The 17208-nt window shown below is 58.5% G+C and carries 14 protein-coding genes; 13 read left to right on the top strand and 1 reads right to left on the bottom strand.

Features of this window, described 5'->3' with window-relative positions:
* The first annotated feature begins 82 nt into the window (after nt 1–82).
* From nuoM to tcuC, 13 genes are all read left to right on the top strand, one after another.
* A complete protein-coding gene (nuoM, locus tag ACN28Q_RS20240) occupies nt 83–1612 on the top strand; it encodes an NADH-quinone oxidoreductase subunit M (protein ID WP_095847984.1) in 1530 nt (509 codons plus the stop codon).
* A 6-nt stretch (nt 1613–1618) separates the two neighbouring features.
* Nucleotides 1619–3076 (top strand): NADH-quinone oxidoreductase subunit NuoN, encoded by a 1458-nt coding sequence (gene nuoN / locus ACN28Q_RS20245; RefSeq protein ID WP_095847985.1) that lies wholly within the window; start codon nt 1619–1621, stop codon nt 3074–3076.
* A 246-nt stretch (nt 3077–3322) separates the two neighbouring features.
* Complete coding sequence (locus ACN28Q_RS20250) at nt 3323–4192, top strand: DMT family transporter (RefSeq protein WP_095847986.1); 870 nt, start codon at nt 3323–3325, stop codon at nt 4190–4192.
* A 506-nt stretch (nt 4193–4698) separates the two neighbouring features.
* Nucleotides 4699–4929: a hypothetical protein gene (locus ACN28Q_RS20255; protein WP_131928994.1), complete on the top strand. Its 231-nt coding sequence runs from the start codon at nt 4699–4701 to the stop codon at nt 4927–4929.
* 366 nt (nt 4930–5295) lie between these two features.
* Nucleotides 5296–6543 (top strand): MFS transporter, encoded by a 1248-nt coding sequence (locus tag ACN28Q_RS20260; RefSeq protein ID WP_095847987.1) that lies wholly within the window; start codon nt 5296–5298, stop codon nt 6541–6543.
* 183 nt (nt 6544–6726) lie between these two features.
* Nucleotides 6727–7491: a gluconate 5-dehydrogenase gene (gene idnO, locus ACN28Q_RS20265; RefSeq protein ID WP_095847988.1), complete on the top strand. Its 765-nt coding sequence runs from the start codon at nt 6727–6729 to the stop codon at nt 7489–7491.
* 104 nt (nt 7492–7595) lie between these two features.
* The gene (gene elaB / locus ACN28Q_RS20270) at nt 7596–7907 is read left to right on the top strand and encodes a stress response protein ElaB (RefSeq protein WP_095847989.1); all 312 of its coding nucleotides are present in this window, start codon (nt 7596–7598) and stop codon (nt 7905–7907) included.
* Between the two features lie 412 nt (nt 7908–8319).
* Nucleotides 8320–9993: a 2-succinyl-5-enolpyruvyl-6-hydroxy-3-cyclohexene-1-carboxylic-acid synthase gene (menD, locus tag ACN28Q_RS20275; protein ID WP_095847990.1), complete on the top strand. Its 1674-nt coding sequence runs from the start codon at nt 8320–8322 to the stop codon at nt 9991–9993.
* The gene (gene menH, locus ACN28Q_RS20280; protein WP_095847991.1) at nt 9993–10760 is read left to right on the top strand and encodes a 2-succinyl-6-hydroxy-2,4-cyclohexadiene-1-carboxylate synthase; all 768 of its coding nucleotides are present in this window, start codon (nt 9993–9995) and stop codon (nt 10758–10760) included. Before menD ends, menH begins: the two co-directional genes overlap by 1 nt.
* Nucleotides 10761–10771: 11 nt before the next feature.
* Nucleotides 10772–11629 (top strand): 1,4-dihydroxy-2-naphthoyl-CoA synthase, encoded by an 858-nt coding sequence (gene menB, locus ACN28Q_RS20285; RefSeq protein WP_095847992.1) that lies wholly within the window; start codon nt 10772–10774, stop codon nt 11627–11629.
* The gene (gene menC, locus ACN28Q_RS20290; protein WP_095847993.1) at nt 11629–12612 is read left to right on the top strand and encodes an o-succinylbenzoate synthase; all 984 of its coding nucleotides are present in this window, start codon (nt 11629–11631) and stop codon (nt 12610–12612) included. The genes menB and menC overlap by 1 nt, the downstream gene beginning before the upstream one ends.
* Entirely contained in the window at nt 12600–13997 is a 1398-nt protein-coding gene (menE, locus tag ACN28Q_RS20295; protein ID WP_095847994.1) for an o-succinylbenzoate--CoA ligase, read from the top strand. The genes menC and menE overlap by 13 nt, the downstream gene beginning before the upstream one ends.
* 178 nt (nt 13998–14175) lie before the next feature.
* A complete protein-coding gene (tcuC, locus tag ACN28Q_RS20300) occupies nt 14176–15504 on the top strand; it encodes an MFS transporter (protein ID WP_095847995.1) in 1329 nt (442 codons plus the stop codon).
* 97 nt (nt 15505–15601) lie between these two features.
* Here the strand turns inward: tcuC and ACN28Q_RS20305 are convergent, their stop codons facing one another.
* Nucleotides 15602–17038 (bottom strand): catalase, encoded by a 1437-nt coding sequence (locus ACN28Q_RS20305; protein WP_095847996.1) that lies wholly within the window; start codon nt 17036–17038, stop codon nt 15602–15604.
* Nucleotides 17039–17208 lie beyond the last annotated feature (170 nt).

Consider the following 17208-nt stretch of genomic DNA (forward strand, 5'->3'; position numbering starts at 1 on the left):
CAAACGCATTTTGGGTTTGGCCCTTGGTGAGCAGGGGCCTGATACAGACTTTAGATTATTCAGATAAGGGACACAAAACGCCATGCTATTACCTTGGCTAATTCTTCTCCCCTTTATTGGCGGCCTGCTGTGCTGGCAGTGCGAGCGCTTTGGCACGAAGATGCCACGCTGGATCGCCTTGATTGCCATGGGGCTGACACTGGTGCTCTCGCTGCTGCTGTGGCTGCAGGGCGGCTATACGTTGACCACGCCGCAGGGTATTCCGCAGTGGCAGGAAACATTTGTTCTGCCGTGGATCCCGCGCTTTGGTATTTCCATTCATCTGGCGCTGGACGGCCTGTCGCTGCTGATGGTGGTCTTGACCGGGCTGCTGGGCGTGCTGGCGATCCTGTGCTCCTGGAATGAGATCCAGAAATACCAGGGGTTCTTCCACCTCAACTTGCTGTGGATCCTGGGTGGTGTCATCGGCGTGTTTCTTGCCATCGACATGTTCCTGTTCTTCTTCTTCTGGGAAATGATGCTGGTGCCGATGTACTTCCTGATTGCCCTGTGGGGCCATAAGGCATCGGACGGTAAAACACGTATTAGCGCCGCGACCAAATTCTTCATCTATACCCAGGCCAGCGGCTTGGTGATGCTGATTGCCATTTTGGGCCTGGTGTTTGTGCACTATAACAACACCGGCGTGTGGACCTTCAACTATGAGGATCTGCTAAGCACGCCGATGTCGCACCATGTGGAATACCTGCTGATGCTGGGCTTCTTCATCGCCTTTGCGGTGAAAATGCCGGTTGTGCCGTTGCACGGTTGGCTGCCGGACGCCCACAGCCAGGCGCCAACCGCCGGCTCGGTCGACCTGGCGGGGATCCTGCTGAAAACTGCGGCCTACGGCCTGTTGCGCTTTAGCCTGCCGCTGTTCCCGAACGCATCCCATGAGTTTGCGCCGATCGCCATGTGGCTGGGCGTGGTGGGGATTTTCTACGGCGCCTGGATGGCCTTTGCCCAAACCGACATCAAACGCCTGATTGCCTACACCTCGGTTTCCCACATGGGGTTTGTGCTGATCGCCATCTACACCGGCAGCCAACTGGCCTATCAGGGTGCGGTGATCCAGATGATTGCCCACGGCCTGTCGGCGGCCGGGATGTTCATTATCTGCGGCCAGCTTTACGAGCGCCTGCACACCCGCGACATGCGCCAAATGGGCGGGCTGTGGGGCCGTATCAAGTATCTGCCGGCGCTATCGCTGTTCTTCGCCGTGGCAACGTTGGGGATGCCGGGCACCGGTAACTTCGTCGGTGAATTCATGATCCTGTTCGGCAGCTTCCAGGTTGTGCCGGTCATTACCGTGATATCTACCTTCGGCCTGGTGTTCGCTTCAGTTTATTCGCTGATCATGATGCAGCGTGCCTACTATGGCGCGCCGAAATCCGAACAGCCGTTGCCGGGCATGACCGCGCGGGAATTGTTCATCATTCTGCTGCTGGCGGTATTGTTGGTGCTGCTCGGGTTCTTCCCGCAGCCGATTCTGGATACCTCGGCCACGGCGATGAGCAACGTGCAACATTGGTTTGGTTCGTCAGTTTCTGCAATTTCAACAACAAGGCCGTAATTCGCCATGACAATAACTCCTCAACAACTGATCGCACTATTACCGCTGTTGATCGTCGGATTGACGGTGGTGGTTGTGATGCTAAGCATTGCGTGGCGACGCGACCACTTTATCAACGCCACGCTGGCAGTGGTTGGCCTCAACCTGGCGCTGCTTTCACTTTACTTTGTCGGCCAGGCAGGCCCGATGGATGTGACCCCGCTGCTGCGGGTTGACGGTTATTCCATGCTCTACACCGGCCTGGTGTTGATGGCCAGCCTGGCAACCTGTACCTTCGCCTACCCGTGGCTGGTGGGGTATCCGGACAACCGTGAAGAGTTCTACCTGCTGGTGCTGATTGCCGCGATGGGCGGTATCCTGCTGGCGAGCGCCAATCACCTGGCTTCGCTGTTCATTGGTATTGAGCTGATTTCGCTGCCGCTGTTCGGGCTGGTGGGCTATGCCTACCGCCAGAAACGTTCGCTGGAAGCAGCCATCAAATACATGCTGCTGTCTGCGGCGGCGTCCAGCTTCCTGTTGTTCGGTATGGCGCTGCTGTATGCGGAATCCGGCGATTTGTCGCTGGCGATGCTCGGTAAAAGCCTGAGCGAGAACATGCTGCACCAGCCGTTGATTCTGGCGGGTATGGGCATGATGATCGTCGGCCTGGGCTTTAAGCTGTCATTGGTGCCGTTCCAACTGTGGACGCCCGATGTGTATCAGGGGGCGCCGGCACCGGTTTCCACCTTCCTGGCGACCGCCAGCAAGATCGCCATTTTTGCGGTGGTGATGCGCCTGTTCCTGTACGCCCCGGCGGCGGATAGCGATGCGTTGCGGATGGTACTGGCGATCATTGCCTTCTGCTCGATCCTGTTCGGCAACCTGATGGCGATCAGCCAGACCAACATCAAGCGTTTGCTGGGTTACTCCTCCATTGCGCATCTGGGCTATCTGCTGGTGGCGCTGGTGGCGGTACAAACCCACCAGCTGTCGCTGGAAACCGTCGGCGTATACCTGGCCGGTTACCTGTTCAGCAGCCTGGGGGCCTTTGGCGTGGTCAGCCTGATGTCCAGCCCGTACCGTGGCCCGGACGCCGACTCTCTGTTCGCTTATCGCGGGCTGTTCTGGCACAAGCCGGTACTGTCGGCGGTCATGACGGTGATGATGCTGTCGTTGGCAGGGATCCCGATGACGCTGGGCTTTATCGGTAAGTTCTTTGTTATCGCCACCGGCGTAAGCGCACACCAGTGGTGGTTGACCGGTGCCGTGGTGGTGGGCAGTGCGATCGGCCTGTATTATTATCTGCGTGTCACGGTGAGCCTGTACCTTAGCGCACCGGAAACACCGGTGCGTGATACGCCAAACAACTGGGCGTTGACGGCCGGTGGCGTCGTGGTGCTGATCTCTGCGGCGCTGGTGCTGTTTTTGGGGCTCTACCCGCAGCCGCTGATTAGCCTGGTTCAGTTGGCACAGCCGATGTTCTGATCGCCGCTCGCCGGCTCAAGCGTAACGTGCCAGCCTGGTTTTACCGGCTGGCATTTTTTATGCCGAAAGTGACGGGGAAAACGGCGGTTGGCCTGCCAAGGGATATTGTGTTCTGCGCTGAATGGCGCGAAGATGCAGATGTTGTTTGCCTGGCTGATGCTTCACGCCGGGCGTGGCGCTGGGAGGCGTTTGTGCCCCGTTATCATAAATAAAAAATGCCTGCTTGGGTGGTATTTAAGGGAAATCATGGTTGCGTTATGGATGGTGGTCGCCAGCGCGTTTTTCGCGCTAATGGGCGCCAGCATTAAATTGGCCTCGGCTAAAGTCGGTTTCTTCGAAATCATTTTCTACCGTTCGTTTATCAATGTCTTGATCGTTGCGGCGCTGATCAAGATAAAGAATATCGGCTTTCGTACCCGCAAGCTGGGGCTGCACATGCAACGCGCGGCGATCGGTAATGTGGCGATGTACTGCGGGTTTTATGCGTTGATTCACCTACCGATCGCCACTGCCACGACGTTGGGCTATACCAATCCCATTTTCCAGTCGGTCATCACCTTTATCACCGCGAAGGGGCAGTTGACGGGCAAACTGCTCTTTTCGGTATTGCTTGGCTTTCTCGGCATCATCGTGCTGCTGCGGCCGGATATGCCACACGGTGAATATGCCGCCACCCTTATCGGCCTGTCAGCCGGCCTGCTGACTGCGCTGGCCTATTTCAACGTCGGGAAACTGGTGCGCAGCGGTGAGCCAGAACTGCGCGTGGTATTTTATTTTTCGCTGGTTGGCACGTTGGTTGGGGTGGTGATGGCGACCACGGTTGGCTTTTCCGCCCTTGATGCCGGCACCTTCCTCTGTGTGTGCGCCATTGGTTTGTTTGGCAGCCTGGCGCAAATCAGCATGACGCGGGCCTACGGCAGCGGCAACCCAGTGATTGTCAGCATCCTGTCATACAGCACGATTATTTTCTCTACGCTATTGGGGTATCTGATCTTTGACGAAAGTCTGTCTTATATCGCGGCGGCGGGTATGGCGCTGATTATATTGTCGGGGGCATTGGCTATTTTAAGGCGGGCTCCGGCCAGGAAGGCCAAAACCATCACCATAAAGCAGTGAGACAGGGCGTGTGAAAGTAATGCCGGTCAAAGGGAGCATTTAATATTTTGAATAAAGAATGAAATGTACGGCATGTTTTTGAGATTAATCTTAACTGCATGCCGTTATATCTCTTTATGCGGTTATTTTCATATTTTTCAATTCGTTAGTGTATTAAAAAATAGCGTATGTGACAAATGACGTTAAAGCCGCTACGTTACTTCTCTGGCAGTGTATACTCCATAATCAAAACCTGACCTTTTCCTTTGTTCGGTATATTGCAGGCGCTTACAATACATTCCGTTTTCATTTTTAAAGGATGCGGGAATGTTAAATGCTATTGCGCAGATCGCTATTTTAGTGGTTATTGTTGTGAGTGTTTATACCCAAAATAATTCGAGTTGCAGGAAGGCGGCAACGCAGTGAATCCCCAGGAGCTTACTCCAGTAAGTGACTGGGGTGAGCGAGGAAAGCCAACACACCTGCAACTTGAAGTATGAAGGGTATATTTAATTTTGGGGCTTTATGTGCGTGGAATAACGGCGCTATCAAAAAAACTACTCCAGCGCCGTCTGAGTTCAGGGAAAATGAGCGATAAGAAAGTTACAAAATTTTACCATTCTTATAAAAAGAAAAAAGATCAGCGCCTGATACCCATTCTGATCTTCGGTATTTTCTATAAATCCTTTGTTAGGATGCAGGGCGAATTTTATGCGCTCTATCGTGCCGAGATGGAAAAAAGGCAATTGCCGCTGTAATGCTTTCCCGCGCTGTTTCTTGTGCGCAGTGAAAGGTAACCACAAATTGTACGGCATCTCTTAGTCCGTTCTCTTATATTATTATTCCCGATTGATTCATCTGTTGGGCTGGCCTTTTGCCGGCTTAGTCGCCAAAATAAGTTCATACGTTGTTGATTGCACTGAATTGGTTATTAAATGCGCGCGTGGTTGCCTGATTGGCTGGCCTTTCCCGTCGGGATGCATTAATGAATCACCGTGATGCATTTCTGGTGATGTTTTGCCTTATACCCGGGCAGTAAGATAACTGTGTTCCCTTATTAGAAATTCCTTTCAGGGTGACACATTTATTTAAGGTTGGTGCCTTATTGTTTCGGGAGAGAATCGATGCCGGCAGGTATTGCTGTTGAAAAGGCCCTAAAAATAGGGCCGCGCACGTCGCATTTTGCGGTATTGCTGTTTTTGGCCCTGGCGTTAATGGCCGCATTGCTTAACAGCAGCGCGCCGTCGCCGTTGTATCCGCTTTACCAACGGGAACTGGGGCTTTCGTCGGTTAGCCTGACGGTTATTTATGGCGCCTATGCCGCTGGCGTGCTCATTTCACTGTTTAGCGTGGGCAACCTGGCGGGCCGGGTTAAAGACCTGCGTATCATGATTGTGCCAGCGCTGCTGGCCGTGTTGGGCGGCGCTTTGCTGTTCGCCATGGCGGATTCGTTGGTGATGATGCTGATGGCGCGTTTGCTGGCCGGCATTGGCACCGGGGCGCTGACCGGCGCTGCCAATATCGCGCTGATGCGCTTTGGCCCGCAGGACGGGGGCAAAACGGCGGCGTTGATTGCCACCTTATCGTTTACTGCCGGCCTGGCACTGGGGCCGATTTTCAGCGGCATTGCGTTGCAAACCGGTTTTTATACCACCTCGCTGCCGTTTGCTATCATTATGGTGATCGCTGCGGTGGCGCTGATCGGCGTGGTGTTGCGCTGGCCACCTGTGCCTGCCGCCGCTGCGGTGGTGAGTACGGCGGCAACGCATAAATCGCTGCCCGCGCGCGGGGCGCTGGCCGAGGGCCTGCGGGCCACCGGCGGTAAGTTTTTCCTGTGTGCCGGCGCGCTGTTTTTCTGCTGGGTGCTTGCTGCCAGTATGCTGGTGATCGGGCCCAGCGTGGCGGAGACGTTGTTAGGCATGCATAGCCGCGGGGTGTTTGGCTATGTGATTGCCGTGTATCTGGTGATTGCCGGCATCAGCCAACTGCTGAGCCGCCGGGCAAATGCCCGTTACTCGCTGATGCTCGGCTGCCTGGCGCAGGCGCTGTCGGTCGCGGTGTTTGCCGTTGCGCTGGCGTTTCACTCACTGGGCATGGCGGCCGTGGGGATGGCGATCGCCGGTTATGCCTACGGCGCGGTTTTTGTCGGCAGCGCCATGCTGGTGAACCTGATATCCCCCGCGGCAAGCCATGCGCGGCTGGTATCGCTGTTTTACGTGATTGCTTACATTGCCAACTGGGTGCCTATCCTGTTGGGGCTGGTTATTGACCATGTCAGCCTGAGTCTGGCGGTCAATCTGCTATTTTTGGTTAATGCCGTAGTGTGTTTGGGGTTGGGCCTGTGGGCGATGCGCGCAGACTTTCCGCGCTGATAACCCCGCGCAGTATGGCGAGCGTTTTCCCTGGTGTTGTTGTGTATCATTTTCAGCGTGCTTGCACGCTGTTTTTTTTGCGAGCAACAACCACCATAAGGGCACCGGCAGGGCGTAAGCTATGCTACAGAGACGCTATCGCATGACGATATTTTCGTTACAGGGCATTGGCTGGGGGGCATTATGGATCCGTTATTTTCGTTGGAAAACAAAAGAATACTTATCACCGGTTCTTCACGCGGCATCGGTTTCCTGTTGGCTAAAGGGCTGGGGCAACGCGGCGCGCAGATCCTGGTGAACGCCACCAGGGCGGAAAGCGCCGAGCGTGCGGTGAACGCCCTGCGCAGCGAGGGCCTGCAGGCCGAAGCGGTGGCGTTCGACGTTACCGATTCGCAGGCTATCCACCAGGCGATTGCACAAGTTGAGGCGGATCTTGGCCCGATTGACGTGCTGATCAATAACGCCGGTATCCAACGCCGCCACCCGTTTATCGATTTTCCGGAAAGCGAATGGGACGAAATCATCGCGGTTAACCAGAAGGCGGTATTCGTGGTGTCACAGGCGGTCGCACGCCATATGGTGCAGCGCCGGCGTGGCAAGATAATCAACATCGGTTCGATGCAAAGCGAGCTTGGGCGCGACACCATCACGCCGTATGCGGCGTCAAAAGGCGCGGTGAAAATGCTGACGCGCGGCATGTGCGTGGAACTGGCGCGTTACAATATCCAGGTAAACGGCATCGCGCCGGGGTATTTCAAAACGGAAATGACGCAGGCGCTGGCGGACGATCCGGCATTTACCGGCTGGCTGACCAAACGCACGCCGGCGGCCCGTTGGGGCGATCCGGCGGAACTGATCGGTGCGGCGGTGTTCCTGGCCTCCGGCGCGGCTAATTTTGTTAACGGTCAACTGCTGTTTGTCGATGGCGGGATGTCTGTCGCCGTATAGCGTCTGGCGTTCAACCCGGTGTGCCAAAAGTCTCATGGCGGCAAACGGGGTTTGTTCCTATAGTTAGGGGCATGGTGAATTTTCTAACGGCGGAGGAAACGAAAATGTCGAAAAATACGGACGACGATCAAACTACCCTTGATGACGATCTGAAAATGCTGTCTGACACGCTGGAAGAGGTTTTGGCGTATTCCGGCGATCGTGCCGATCAGGCCTATGTCGATATCAAATCCCATGCCGAGCAGGCGCTGCAAGAGGTAAGAACACGGCTGGAAAGCGTCTCGGAATCGTACTGCGCGCGTGCCAAAGATGCCGCTTTGCGCGCGGATTTCTACGTGCACGAGAAGCCTTGGCAAAGCGTGGGCATCGGCGCCACCGTGGGGTTGGTGTTCGGCCTATTGCTGGCGCGCCGCTAGCGCGAAGCGGGCAGGGCGTGTGCCGCGCCCTGTTTCTTTCTCTCCATCCCCACGCATTTCCCTCTCTTTTCTCTGCCTTCTGCGCTGCGTTTGCCGGTAAACTCGCTAACTGTCTAAGCGTGCTGTTTATGTATCCCGAAATCACGGCCTTGCATGGAGAAGCCGCGCGCTTGCGTGTAAGCTACCTGTAATTTATTTGTTCATTTTTGGTTGCAATCCTGGGCGCCCGGCCATTCACCAAGACATTAACTTTGATCTTTCAGGGTAAGAAGCCGCCATTGCGCTTTAAGGATATACGGCGTTTTTGCGCCAGCGCAAAAGCCGTGTTGAAAACTACTCATATAATTTGATCATTGTGTTGGCGTGATTAATGCCAGAGAAATAATTCTGTTAACGGATTTGTGAGCGGACTATGTCGACAAGTGTTTTTAATCGCCGCTGGGCGGCGTTGTTATTGGAAGCGCTGTCTCGGCATGGGGTGCGGCATGTCTGCATTGCCCCCGGATCGCGTTCCACGCCGTTGACGCTTGCGGCGGCGGCCAACCCCGCCTTCATTTGCCATACCCATTTTGACGAGCGCGGCCTGGGCCATTTGGCGCTGGGCCTGGCGAAAGCATCGCAAGAGCCCGTCGCGGTGATCGTCACCTCCGGCACGGCGGCTGCCAACCTGTATCCCGCCATCATTGAAGCCAGCCTCACCGGCGAACGCCTGGTTTGCCTGACGGCCGATCGCCCGCCTGAGCTGATCGACTGTGGCGCCAACCAGGCGATCCGCCAGCACGGCCTGTATGCCGGCCACCCGGCGCAGGCGATAGATTTGCCGCGGCCCACCCCGGATATTCCGGCGCGCTGGCTGGTCGCCACCGTGGACAACGCCATGGCGAACCTGGCCCATGGCGTCCTGCATATCAATTGCCCGTTCGCCGAGCCGTTGTACGGCGGTGACGAACAACACTATGCGGCCTGGTCGGCTGAATTAGGCAATTGGTGGCACGATCGTCGCCCCTGGCTTTGCACCCCGGCCACGCTGAGCGTGGCGAAGCAGCCTGACTGGCATTTTTGGCGCCAGAAACGCGGGGTGATTGTGGCCGGGCGCATCAGCGCAGAAGAAGGCGAGCAACTGGCGGCCTGGGCCGAGATGCTGGGGTGGCCGCTGATTGGCGATGTGCTGTCGCAGACCGGGCAGCCGTTGCCGTGTGCCGATTTGTGGCTGGCGCGCCCGCAAGCCAAGGGCATCCTGGCCAACGCCCAGTTGGTGATCCAATTTGGCGCCAGCCTGACGGGCAAACGCGTGCTGCAATGGCAGGCGCAGTGCCAGCCGCAAGAATACTGGCTGGTGGACGCGCTGCCGGGGCAGCGTGATCCCGCCCAGCACCGCGGCCGGCGTATTTGTTGCCCGGTGGGGCAATGGCTTGATGCGCACCCGGCGCAGTTGCGTTCCCCCTGGGCCGACGATCTGGCCGCCATCGCGGCGCAAACCCACGAGCTGGTGACCGGCTATCTGCGCGATCGCTTTGGCGAAGCACTGTTGGCGCATCGCCTGGCGCAACTGCTGCCGGAAAACGGCCAACTGTTTCTGGGCAACAGCCTGGTGGTGCGGTTGGTTGATGCGCTGGCGCAGTTGCCGCCGGGCTACCCGGTGTTCAGCAACCGCGGCGCCAGCGGCATTGACGGGCTGCTTTCCACGACGGCTGGGGTGCAGCGCGCCACGGCCAAGCCCACGCTGGCGTTGGTGGGCGATCTTTCCGCGTTGTATGACTTGAATGCGCTGGCGCTACTGCGCCACTGCTCGGCGCCGACGGTGCTGATTGTTGTGAACAATAACGGGGGCCAGATATTTTCGCTATTACCCACCCCGGAAACGGAGCGCCAGCGCTTCTACTGCATGCCGCAGGACGTGGAGTTTAGCCACGCGGCGGCGATGTTCCAGATTAACTATGACTGCCCGGCCGACTGGCAACAGTTACGCCAGGCGGTGGAGCAGGGCTGGCGCCACAGCGGCGCTACGCTGATTGAATTACAGGTATCGCCGAGCGATGGCGCAGAGGCGGTGCAATACCTGATACAACAAATGGTGGCAGGCTGATGCTGGCAGCAAAAGTATTGCAAAGCGGTGAGGGCGATCGCCCCTGGCTGGTGTGGTTACATGGTTTTCTTGGTAATAACAATGAGTGGCGGGTGATCGCCGGCCATTGCCCGCAGTGGCCATCGCTGGCGATCGATCTGCCCGGCCATGGCGATTCGGCCAACCAGCACTGCACCGGTCTTGACGATGTCAGCCGGCAAATCAATGCGGTGCTGGCGCTTTACCGTATTGAGAAGTACTGGCTGGTGGGCTATTCGCTCGGCGGGCGCATTGCGATGTACCATGCCTGCCAGGGCAACCACACTGGTCTGCAGGGCGTGGTGATTGAAGGCGGCAACCCCGGTTTAGGCTGTGAAAGCCTGCGCGAGCAGCGCAGCGCCCATGACGCCGCCTGGGCCAGCCGTTTTCGCCATGAACCCATTACCCGCGTGCTGGCCGATTGGTACCAGCAGCCGGTGTTTGCCGATCTCAGCACCGTGCATCGCGAAGCGCTGATTGCCGTACGGGCGGTTAACGACGGCCCCGCGGTGGCGGACATGCTTGAAGCCACCTCGCTTGGGCGCCAGCCTTACCTGGGCGACCAACTGCGCCAACTGCCGGTGCCGCTGCGCGTACTCTGCGGCGACAGCGATCATAAATTTCAGGCGTTGGTGCGCGAAGCCGGGTTGCCGTTGGGCATTGTGCCGCAGGCCGGGCACAACGCCCACCTGGGCAACCCGCAGGATTTCGTCGCCCAATTGCATCATTTTCTCGATAACCCCGTTTGAAGGAACAGAACATGCTCTACCCAGATGAACAACAGCTTTACGCGCCGATTGAATGGCAAGACTGCAGTGGTGATTTCGAGGATATCCTGTATCACAAATCCAGCGACGGGATTGCCAAAATCACCATCAACCGCCCGCAGGTGCGTAATGCTTTTCGCCCGTTGACGGTGAAAGAGATGCTGGAAGCGTTGGCCAACGCCCGCTATGACGACGGCATTGGCACCATTATTCTTACCGGCGCCGGCGAGAAAGCGTTCTGCTCCGGCGGCGATCAGAAAGTGCGCGGCGATTACGGCGGTTACAAAGACGCCAGCGGCGTCCACCATCTGAACGTGCTTGATTTCCAGCGCCAAATCCGCACCTGCCCGAAGCCGATCGTGGCGATGGTGGCGGGCTATTCCATCGGCGGCGGCCATGTGCTGCATATGATGTGCGATCTAACCATCGCCGCCGACAATGCCATTTTTGGCCAGACCGGGCCGAAGGTCGGCTCGTTCGATGGCGGCTGGGGCGCCTCTTACATGGCGCGCATTGTCGGCCAGAAAAAAGCGCGCGAAATCTGGTTCCTGTGCCGCCAATATGATGCCGCGCAGGCACTGGATATGGGGCTGGTGAACACCGTGGTGCCGCTGGCAGATCTGGAAAAAGAAACTGTGCGCTGGTGCCGTGAAATGCTGCAAAACAGCCCGATGGCATTGCGCTGCCTGAAGGCGGCGCTGAACGCCGACTGTGACGGGCAGGCCGGTTTGCAAGAGCTGGCGGGCAACGCCACCATGCTGTTTTACATGACCGACGAAGGCCAGGAGGGGCGCAACGCATTCAATGAAAAACGCCAGCCAGACTTCAGCAAATTCAAGCGTAACCCTTGATGGATAAGCTAATCCGCAGCGCGGCGCTATACCGTTATCAACTGCCGATGGAAGCCGGCGTGGTGCTGCGCAACCAACGGCTGAAAACCCGCGACGGCCTGCTGCTGCACCTGCAACAGGGTGAGCAGCAAGGCTGGGGAGAGATCGCGCCGCTGCCGGGTTTTAGCCAGGAAACGCTGGCCGAGGCGCAAAGCGCGCTGCTGGCGTGGCTGCCGGTTTGGCTATGCGGCCAGCAACCGGTGGAAAGCGACCTGCCGGCGGTGGCGTTCGGCACCAGTTGCGCGCTGGCGGAGCTAAGCGGGGCGTTGCCGCCGCAGGCGGATTACCGCACGGCGCCATTGTGCACCGGCGATCCCGATGCGCTGTTCGCGCTGCTGGCGGCGCTGCCAGGGGAGAAGATCGCCAAAGTGAAGGTCGGGCTGTATGAAGCGGTGCGCGACGGCATGATCGTTAATATGTTGCTGGAAGCGCTGCCGGATCTGAAACTGCGGCTGGACGCCAACCGCAGTTGGCCGCTGGCCAAGGCACAAGGCTTCGCCAAATACGTCAATCCCGCCTGGCGCGATCGTATCGCTTTTCTGGAAGAACCGTGCAAAACCCGCGATGAGTCGCGTGCTTTTGCGCAGGAAACCGGTATTGCCATTGCCTGGGATGAAAGCGTGCGAGACGCCGATTTCGTCGTGCAGGCCGAGCCTGGCGTCGCGGCGATTGTGATCAAGCCGACGCTGGTCGGCAGCCTGGCACGCTGCCGCGCGCTGGTAACGCAGGCGCATCAGGCCGGGCTGACGGCGGTGATCAGCTCCAGCATTGAATCCAGCCTGGGGCTGACCCAACTGGCGCGGCTGGCCCAGTGGCTGACGCCGGGCACCGTACCGGGCCTGGACACATTGCATTTGATGCAGGCGCAGCTGCTGCGTCCATGGCCCGGCAGCGCATTGCCCGTGCAGGGCGAAGCCGAGCTGGAGTGCGTATGGCGCAGTTGACCGACTGGCCGTGGCGCTATTGGGCGCAGCACCGGCCGCAGGCTACGGCGTTGCTGGTGGGCCAACAGGCCGTCAGTTGGCACGCTTTGCAACAACAGGTGGTGCAACTGGCAGCGGCATTCCGGCAGCAGGGGGTTAGCCCCGGCATCGGCGTGGCGCTGTGCGGCAAAAACAGCTACCCGTTGCTGTTGGCCTATCTGGCGCTGCTGCAGTGCGGCGCCCGGCTGCTGCCGCTGAACCCGGCGTTGCCGCCGGCGCTGCTGGCCACGTTGCTGCCGGCATTGAATATCTCTTTGGCCTATTGCCCAGACGGCGCGCCGTCGTTGCCTGATTCAATACGGCCGTTGGCGCCGCGGTCAACGGCCGTATCCTCGCCGCCGCTGGCGTGGGCTGCCGATCGTTTAGCCACCCTGACGCTGACCTCCGGCTCCAATGGGCTGCCGAAAGCCGCGGTGCACAGCTATCAGGGGCATTTGGCCAGTGCGCAAGGGGTGCTGCGGCTGATGAACTTCCGGGCGCAGGACAGCTGGTTGCTGTCGCTGCCGCTGTTCCACGTTTCTGGGCAGGGGATCGTCTGGCGCTGGCTGGCGGCGGGCGCCCGGCTGGTGGTGCGTGATCGGCTGCCGCTGGCCGATGCGCTGGCTGGCTGCAGCCATGCGTCGCTGGTGCCAACCCAGCTCTGGCGTTTGCTGGCTGAACCCCGGCGTGCGCCGGGGTTAACCGATGTGCTGTTGGGCGGCGCCATGATCCCGGTGGAACTTACCGAACGGGCAGAGGCGGCGGGCATCCGCTGCTGGTGCGGCTATGGCCTGACCGAGCTGGCGTCAACCGTCTGCGGCAAACGCGCCGATGCGCTGCCGGGCGTCGGGCTGCCGCTGCATGGCCGTGAGATCAGACTGGTGGATCAGGAAGTGTGGGTACGCGGCGCCAGCCTGGCGCTGGGGTATTGGCGCGATGGCGCGCTGCAGCCGATTGTCGATAGTCAGGGCTGGTTTCACACCCGCGATCGCGGCGTGATGGCCGACGGCGAACTGCGCATCCTTGGGCGGCTGGATAACCTGTTTTTCAGCGGCGGCGAAGGGGTGCAGCCGGAAGACGTGGAGCGTGTGCTGGCGGCCCATCCAAAGATAGAGCAGGTGTTTGTGGTGCCGGTGGACGATGCGGAATTTGGTCAGCGCCCGGTGGCGGTGTTTGACGGGGATGCGGCGCTGTCTTTGCCGGCGCTACTGGCATGGGCGCAAGATAAATTGGCGAACTTCCAGCGGCCGGTGGCGTTGCTGCCGCTGCCGGCGCAGTTGAAAACCGGCGGGATTAAAATCGCCCGGCGGCAGGTGCAAGCCTGGGCGGAGGGGGTACTGCAAAGCGGGCAACGCTGCGGCGGCTAAAGGCGCCGGCAGGGATTAACACCATTAAAACCATAAACGGCATAAAAACCATAACCTTTTGATTTACATTGTGTTACTGAAATTTTCCCCGCCTGGGGGGAAAGTGTCGGCGCGATCACAGTGGCAGATGATAAACAGATGTTAATTATTTAATAATAAATTAACAGGAGCTGCCAGTATGTTAGCAAAACACACCCGGCCTGCCGCCGCACGGCAGGGGAATGCCAAGAATATTTTCCGCGTTACCAGCGGCAACTTTCTTGAAATGTATGATTTCATGGTGTTTGGCTACTATGCCAGCGCCATTGCCGGCACTTTTTTCCCCGGTTCCAATCCGTTCGCTTCCCTGATGTTAACCTTGATGACCTTCGGTGCCGGCTTCCTGATGCGCCCGTTGGGGGCCATGGTGCTGGGGGCCTATATCGATCACCATGGCCGGCGCAAGGGGCTGCTGATCACCCTGGGGTTAATGGCCATCGGTACGCTGACCATCGCCTGTGTGCCCGGCTATCACAGCATTGGCGTATTAGCACCGATACTGGTGCTGGTTGGGCGTTTGCTGCAGGGCTTCTCCGCCGGGGTGGAGCTGGGCGGCGTTTCCGTTTATCTGTCTGAAATCGCGCCAGAAGGGAAAAAGGGTTTCTATGTTAGCTGGCAATCCGCCAGCCAGCAGATTGCGGTGGTGTTCGCCGCATTGCTTGGGGTGGCATTGAACCATTGGTTGGGCAAAACCATCATGTCGGATTGGGGCTGGCGCATTCCGTTCTTCGTCGGCTGCATGATTGTGCCGTTCCTGTTCTGGATCCGCCGGATGCTGGAAGAAACCGACGCATTCCGTCAGCGCCGCCATCACCCGTCGATGGGGGAAATCACCCGCTCGGTGGCCAGCAACTGGCCGATTGTGCTGGTGGGGATGATGATGGTGGTGACCACCACGGTGGCTTTTTACATGATCACCGCCTTCACGCCGACCTACGGTAAAACCGTATTGCAGTTCAGCGAGCAGCAAAGCTTTATCGTGACGCTGTGCGTGGGGTTGTCCAACCTGTTCTGGCTGCCGGTGATGGGCAGCGTCTCGGATAAGGTGGGGCGCCGGCCGCTGTTGCTGTTGTTCACCGTGCTGATCTTGCTGACCGCCTACCCGGTGTTGAGCTGGCTGGTGAGCGCGCCGAGCTTTATCCACCTGCTGGAAGCAGAACTGTGGTTGTCGTTCCTCTATGCCAGCTACAACTCGGCGATGGTGGTGGCGCTGACGGAAGTGATGCCGGCGGAAGTGCGCGCCACCGGGTTTTCCATGGCCTACAGCCTGGCGACCGCGCTGTTTGGCGGTTTTACGCCGGCCATCGCCAGCTACCTGATCCACGCGACCGGCAATAAGGCGATGCCGGGCGTGTGGCTGTCGATTGCGGCGCTGTTCGGGCTGGTTGCTGCTCTGCTGTTGCCAGTATTGCAGCGGCAACAGCAGCGCCAGCACGGCCAACTGCCCGCCGGTTCGCCAATCCGCTAATCCGTTGGCGTATCGCGGCGTTCAAACGTATAACGCCCCCAGCCGCAAGGCCGGGGGCGTTTTGTTGTGGCGCGTTTACGCACCGGCGATTATCGCCTTATGAAAGGCCCAGCGCTTTGGCTACGCCTGCGCCGTAGTCGGGGTGTACTTTGGTGAACAGTTCAATTTGGCGGCGCTGGATGGCCTCGGGCACCTGCGACAGTTCACCGGCAATGCGGGTGAACATGCGCTGGTGCTCTTCGGCGCTCAGCAGGTTGAACAGGGCGCGCGGTTGGCTGAAATAGTCCTCGTCTTCACGGTGGTTCCAGTGGTCGGCCGCGCCTTCAATGCTCAACGGCGGTTCACTGAAATCCGGCTGCTCCTGGAACACGCCAAAGCTGTTGGGTTCGTAGGTGGCGCCGTTGCCGCTGTTGCCGTCAACGCGCATCGCGCCGTCGCGGTGATAGTTGTGGAACGGACATTTTGCGGCGTTGACCGGGATCTGATGATGGTTGACGCCCAGGCGGTAGCGGTGTGCGTCGCCATACGAGAACAGGCGGCCCTGCAACATTTTATCCGGCGAGAAGCTGATGCCCGGTACCACGTTGGCCGGGTTCATCGCCACCTGTTCCACTTCGGAGAAGTAGTTGTCCGGGTTGCGGTTCAGTTCAAAGAAGCCGACGTCAATCAACGGGTAATCCGCATGCGGCCATACCTTGGTCAGATCGAACGGATTGTACGGGGTCTGCGAGGCTTCATGTTCCGGCATGATCTGGATTTGCAGCTTCCAGCGCGGGTGGTCGCCGCGTTCAATGGCGTCGAACAGATCGCGCTGTGAGCTTTCACGGTCTTTGGCGACGATGGCTTCGGCCTCGTCATCCATCAGGTTTTCGATGCCCTGTTGGCAACGGAAGTGGAATTTCACCCAGAAACGTTCGTTGTTGGCATTGATAAAGCTGTAGGTGTGGCTGCCGAAGCCGTGCATATGGCGGTAGGATTTAGGCAGGCCGCGGTCGCTGAAATCAATGGTCAACTGGTGTAGGGCTTCCGGCAGATGGGAAAAAAAGTCCCATTTGTATACCGGGTTACGCAGGTTGGTACGCGGATCGCGTTTTACCACGTGGTTCAGATCCGGGAATTTCAGCGGATCGCGCAGGTAGAATACCGGGGTGTCGTTGCCCACCAGATCCCAGTTGCCTTCTTCGGTGTAGTACTTCATGGCGAACCCACGGATGTCGCGCTCGGCATCGGCGGCGCCGCGTTCACCGGCGACGGTGGAGAAGCGTACGAACATCTCGGTTTGTTTGCCGATTTCCGCGAAAATTTTCGCACGGGTATAGCGGGTAATGTCATGGGTGACGGTGAAGGTGCCGTGGGCGCCGGAGCCTTTGGCGTGCATGCGGCGTTCCGGGATCACTTCACGGTCGAAGTGGGCCAGTTTTTCCAGGAACCAGACGTCTTGCAGCAGCATCGGGCCGCGCTTTCCGGCGGTAATCACATTATTATTATCCACCACCGGCGCGCCGGCGACGGTGGTCAGTCCTTTCTTGCTCATCAGTTGCTCCTTACTTTTCACAGTGAAATCGTTAACGTGAACGGGTGGCCGGGTTGTATCCCGTAATGCGCCGTAGCGCCGTTAAAGCAATGGCATGCTTTCCTTAATCGCCTGTTTAAATTTTCCCTATTAGTTGTAGACCTATTATTTGCCGGCAGCAAATAGGCGTG

The sequence above is a fragment of the Gibbsiella quercinecans genome, from assembly GCF_002291425.1.
GTDB classification, from domain to species: Bacteria; Pseudomonadota; Gammaproteobacteria; order Enterobacterales; family Enterobacteriaceae; genus Gibbsiella; species Gibbsiella quercinecans.

Excerpts from the sequence above, each read along its gene's own strand:
- nuoM (WP_095847984.1), top strand. The coding sequence starts at position 83 with ATGCTATTACCTTGGCTAATTCTTCTCCCCTTTATTGGCGGCCTGCTG.
- nuoN (WP_095847985.1), top strand. The coding sequence starts at position 1,619 with ATGACAATAACTCCTCAACAACTGATCGCACTATTACCGCTGTTGATC.
- ACN28Q_RS20250 (WP_095847986.1), top strand. The coding sequence starts at position 3,323 with ATGGTTGCGTTATGGATGGTGGTCGCCAGCGCGTTTTTCGCGCTAATG.
- ACN28Q_RS20260 (WP_095847987.1), top strand. The coding sequence starts at position 5,296 with ATGCCGGCAGGTATTGCTGTTGAAAAGGCCCTAAAAATAGGGCCGCGC.
- idnO (WP_095847988.1), top strand. The coding sequence starts at position 6,727 with ATGGATCCGTTATTTTCGTTGGAAAACAAAAGAATACTTATCACCGGT.
- elaB (WP_095847989.1), top strand. The coding sequence starts at position 7,596 with ATGTCGAAAAATACGGACGACGATCAAACTACCCTTGATGACGATCTG.
- menD (WP_095847990.1), top strand. The coding sequence starts at position 8,320 with ATGTCGACAAGTGTTTTTAATCGCCGCTGGGCGGCGTTGTTATTGGAA.
- menH (WP_095847991.1), top strand. The coding sequence starts at position 9,993 with ATGCTGGCAGCAAAAGTATTGCAAAGCGGTGAGGGCGATCGCCCCTGG.
- menB (WP_095847992.1), top strand. The coding sequence starts at position 10,772 with ATGCTCTACCCAGATGAACAACAGCTTTACGCGCCGATTGAATGGCAA.
- menC (WP_095847993.1), top strand. The coding sequence starts at position 11,629 with ATGGATAAGCTAATCCGCAGCGCGGCGCTATACCGTTATCAACTGCCG.
- menE (WP_095847994.1), top strand. The coding sequence starts at position 12,600 with ATGGCGCAGTTGACCGACTGGCCGTGGCGCTATTGGGCGCAGCACCGG.
- tcuC (WP_095847995.1), top strand. The coding sequence starts at position 14,176 with ATGTTAGCAAAACACACCCGGCCTGCCGCCGCACGGCAGGGGAATGCC.
- ACN28Q_RS20305 (WP_095847996.1), bottom strand. The coding sequence starts at position 17,038 with ATGAGCAAGAAAGGACTGACCACCGTCGCCGGCGCGCCGGTGGTGGAT.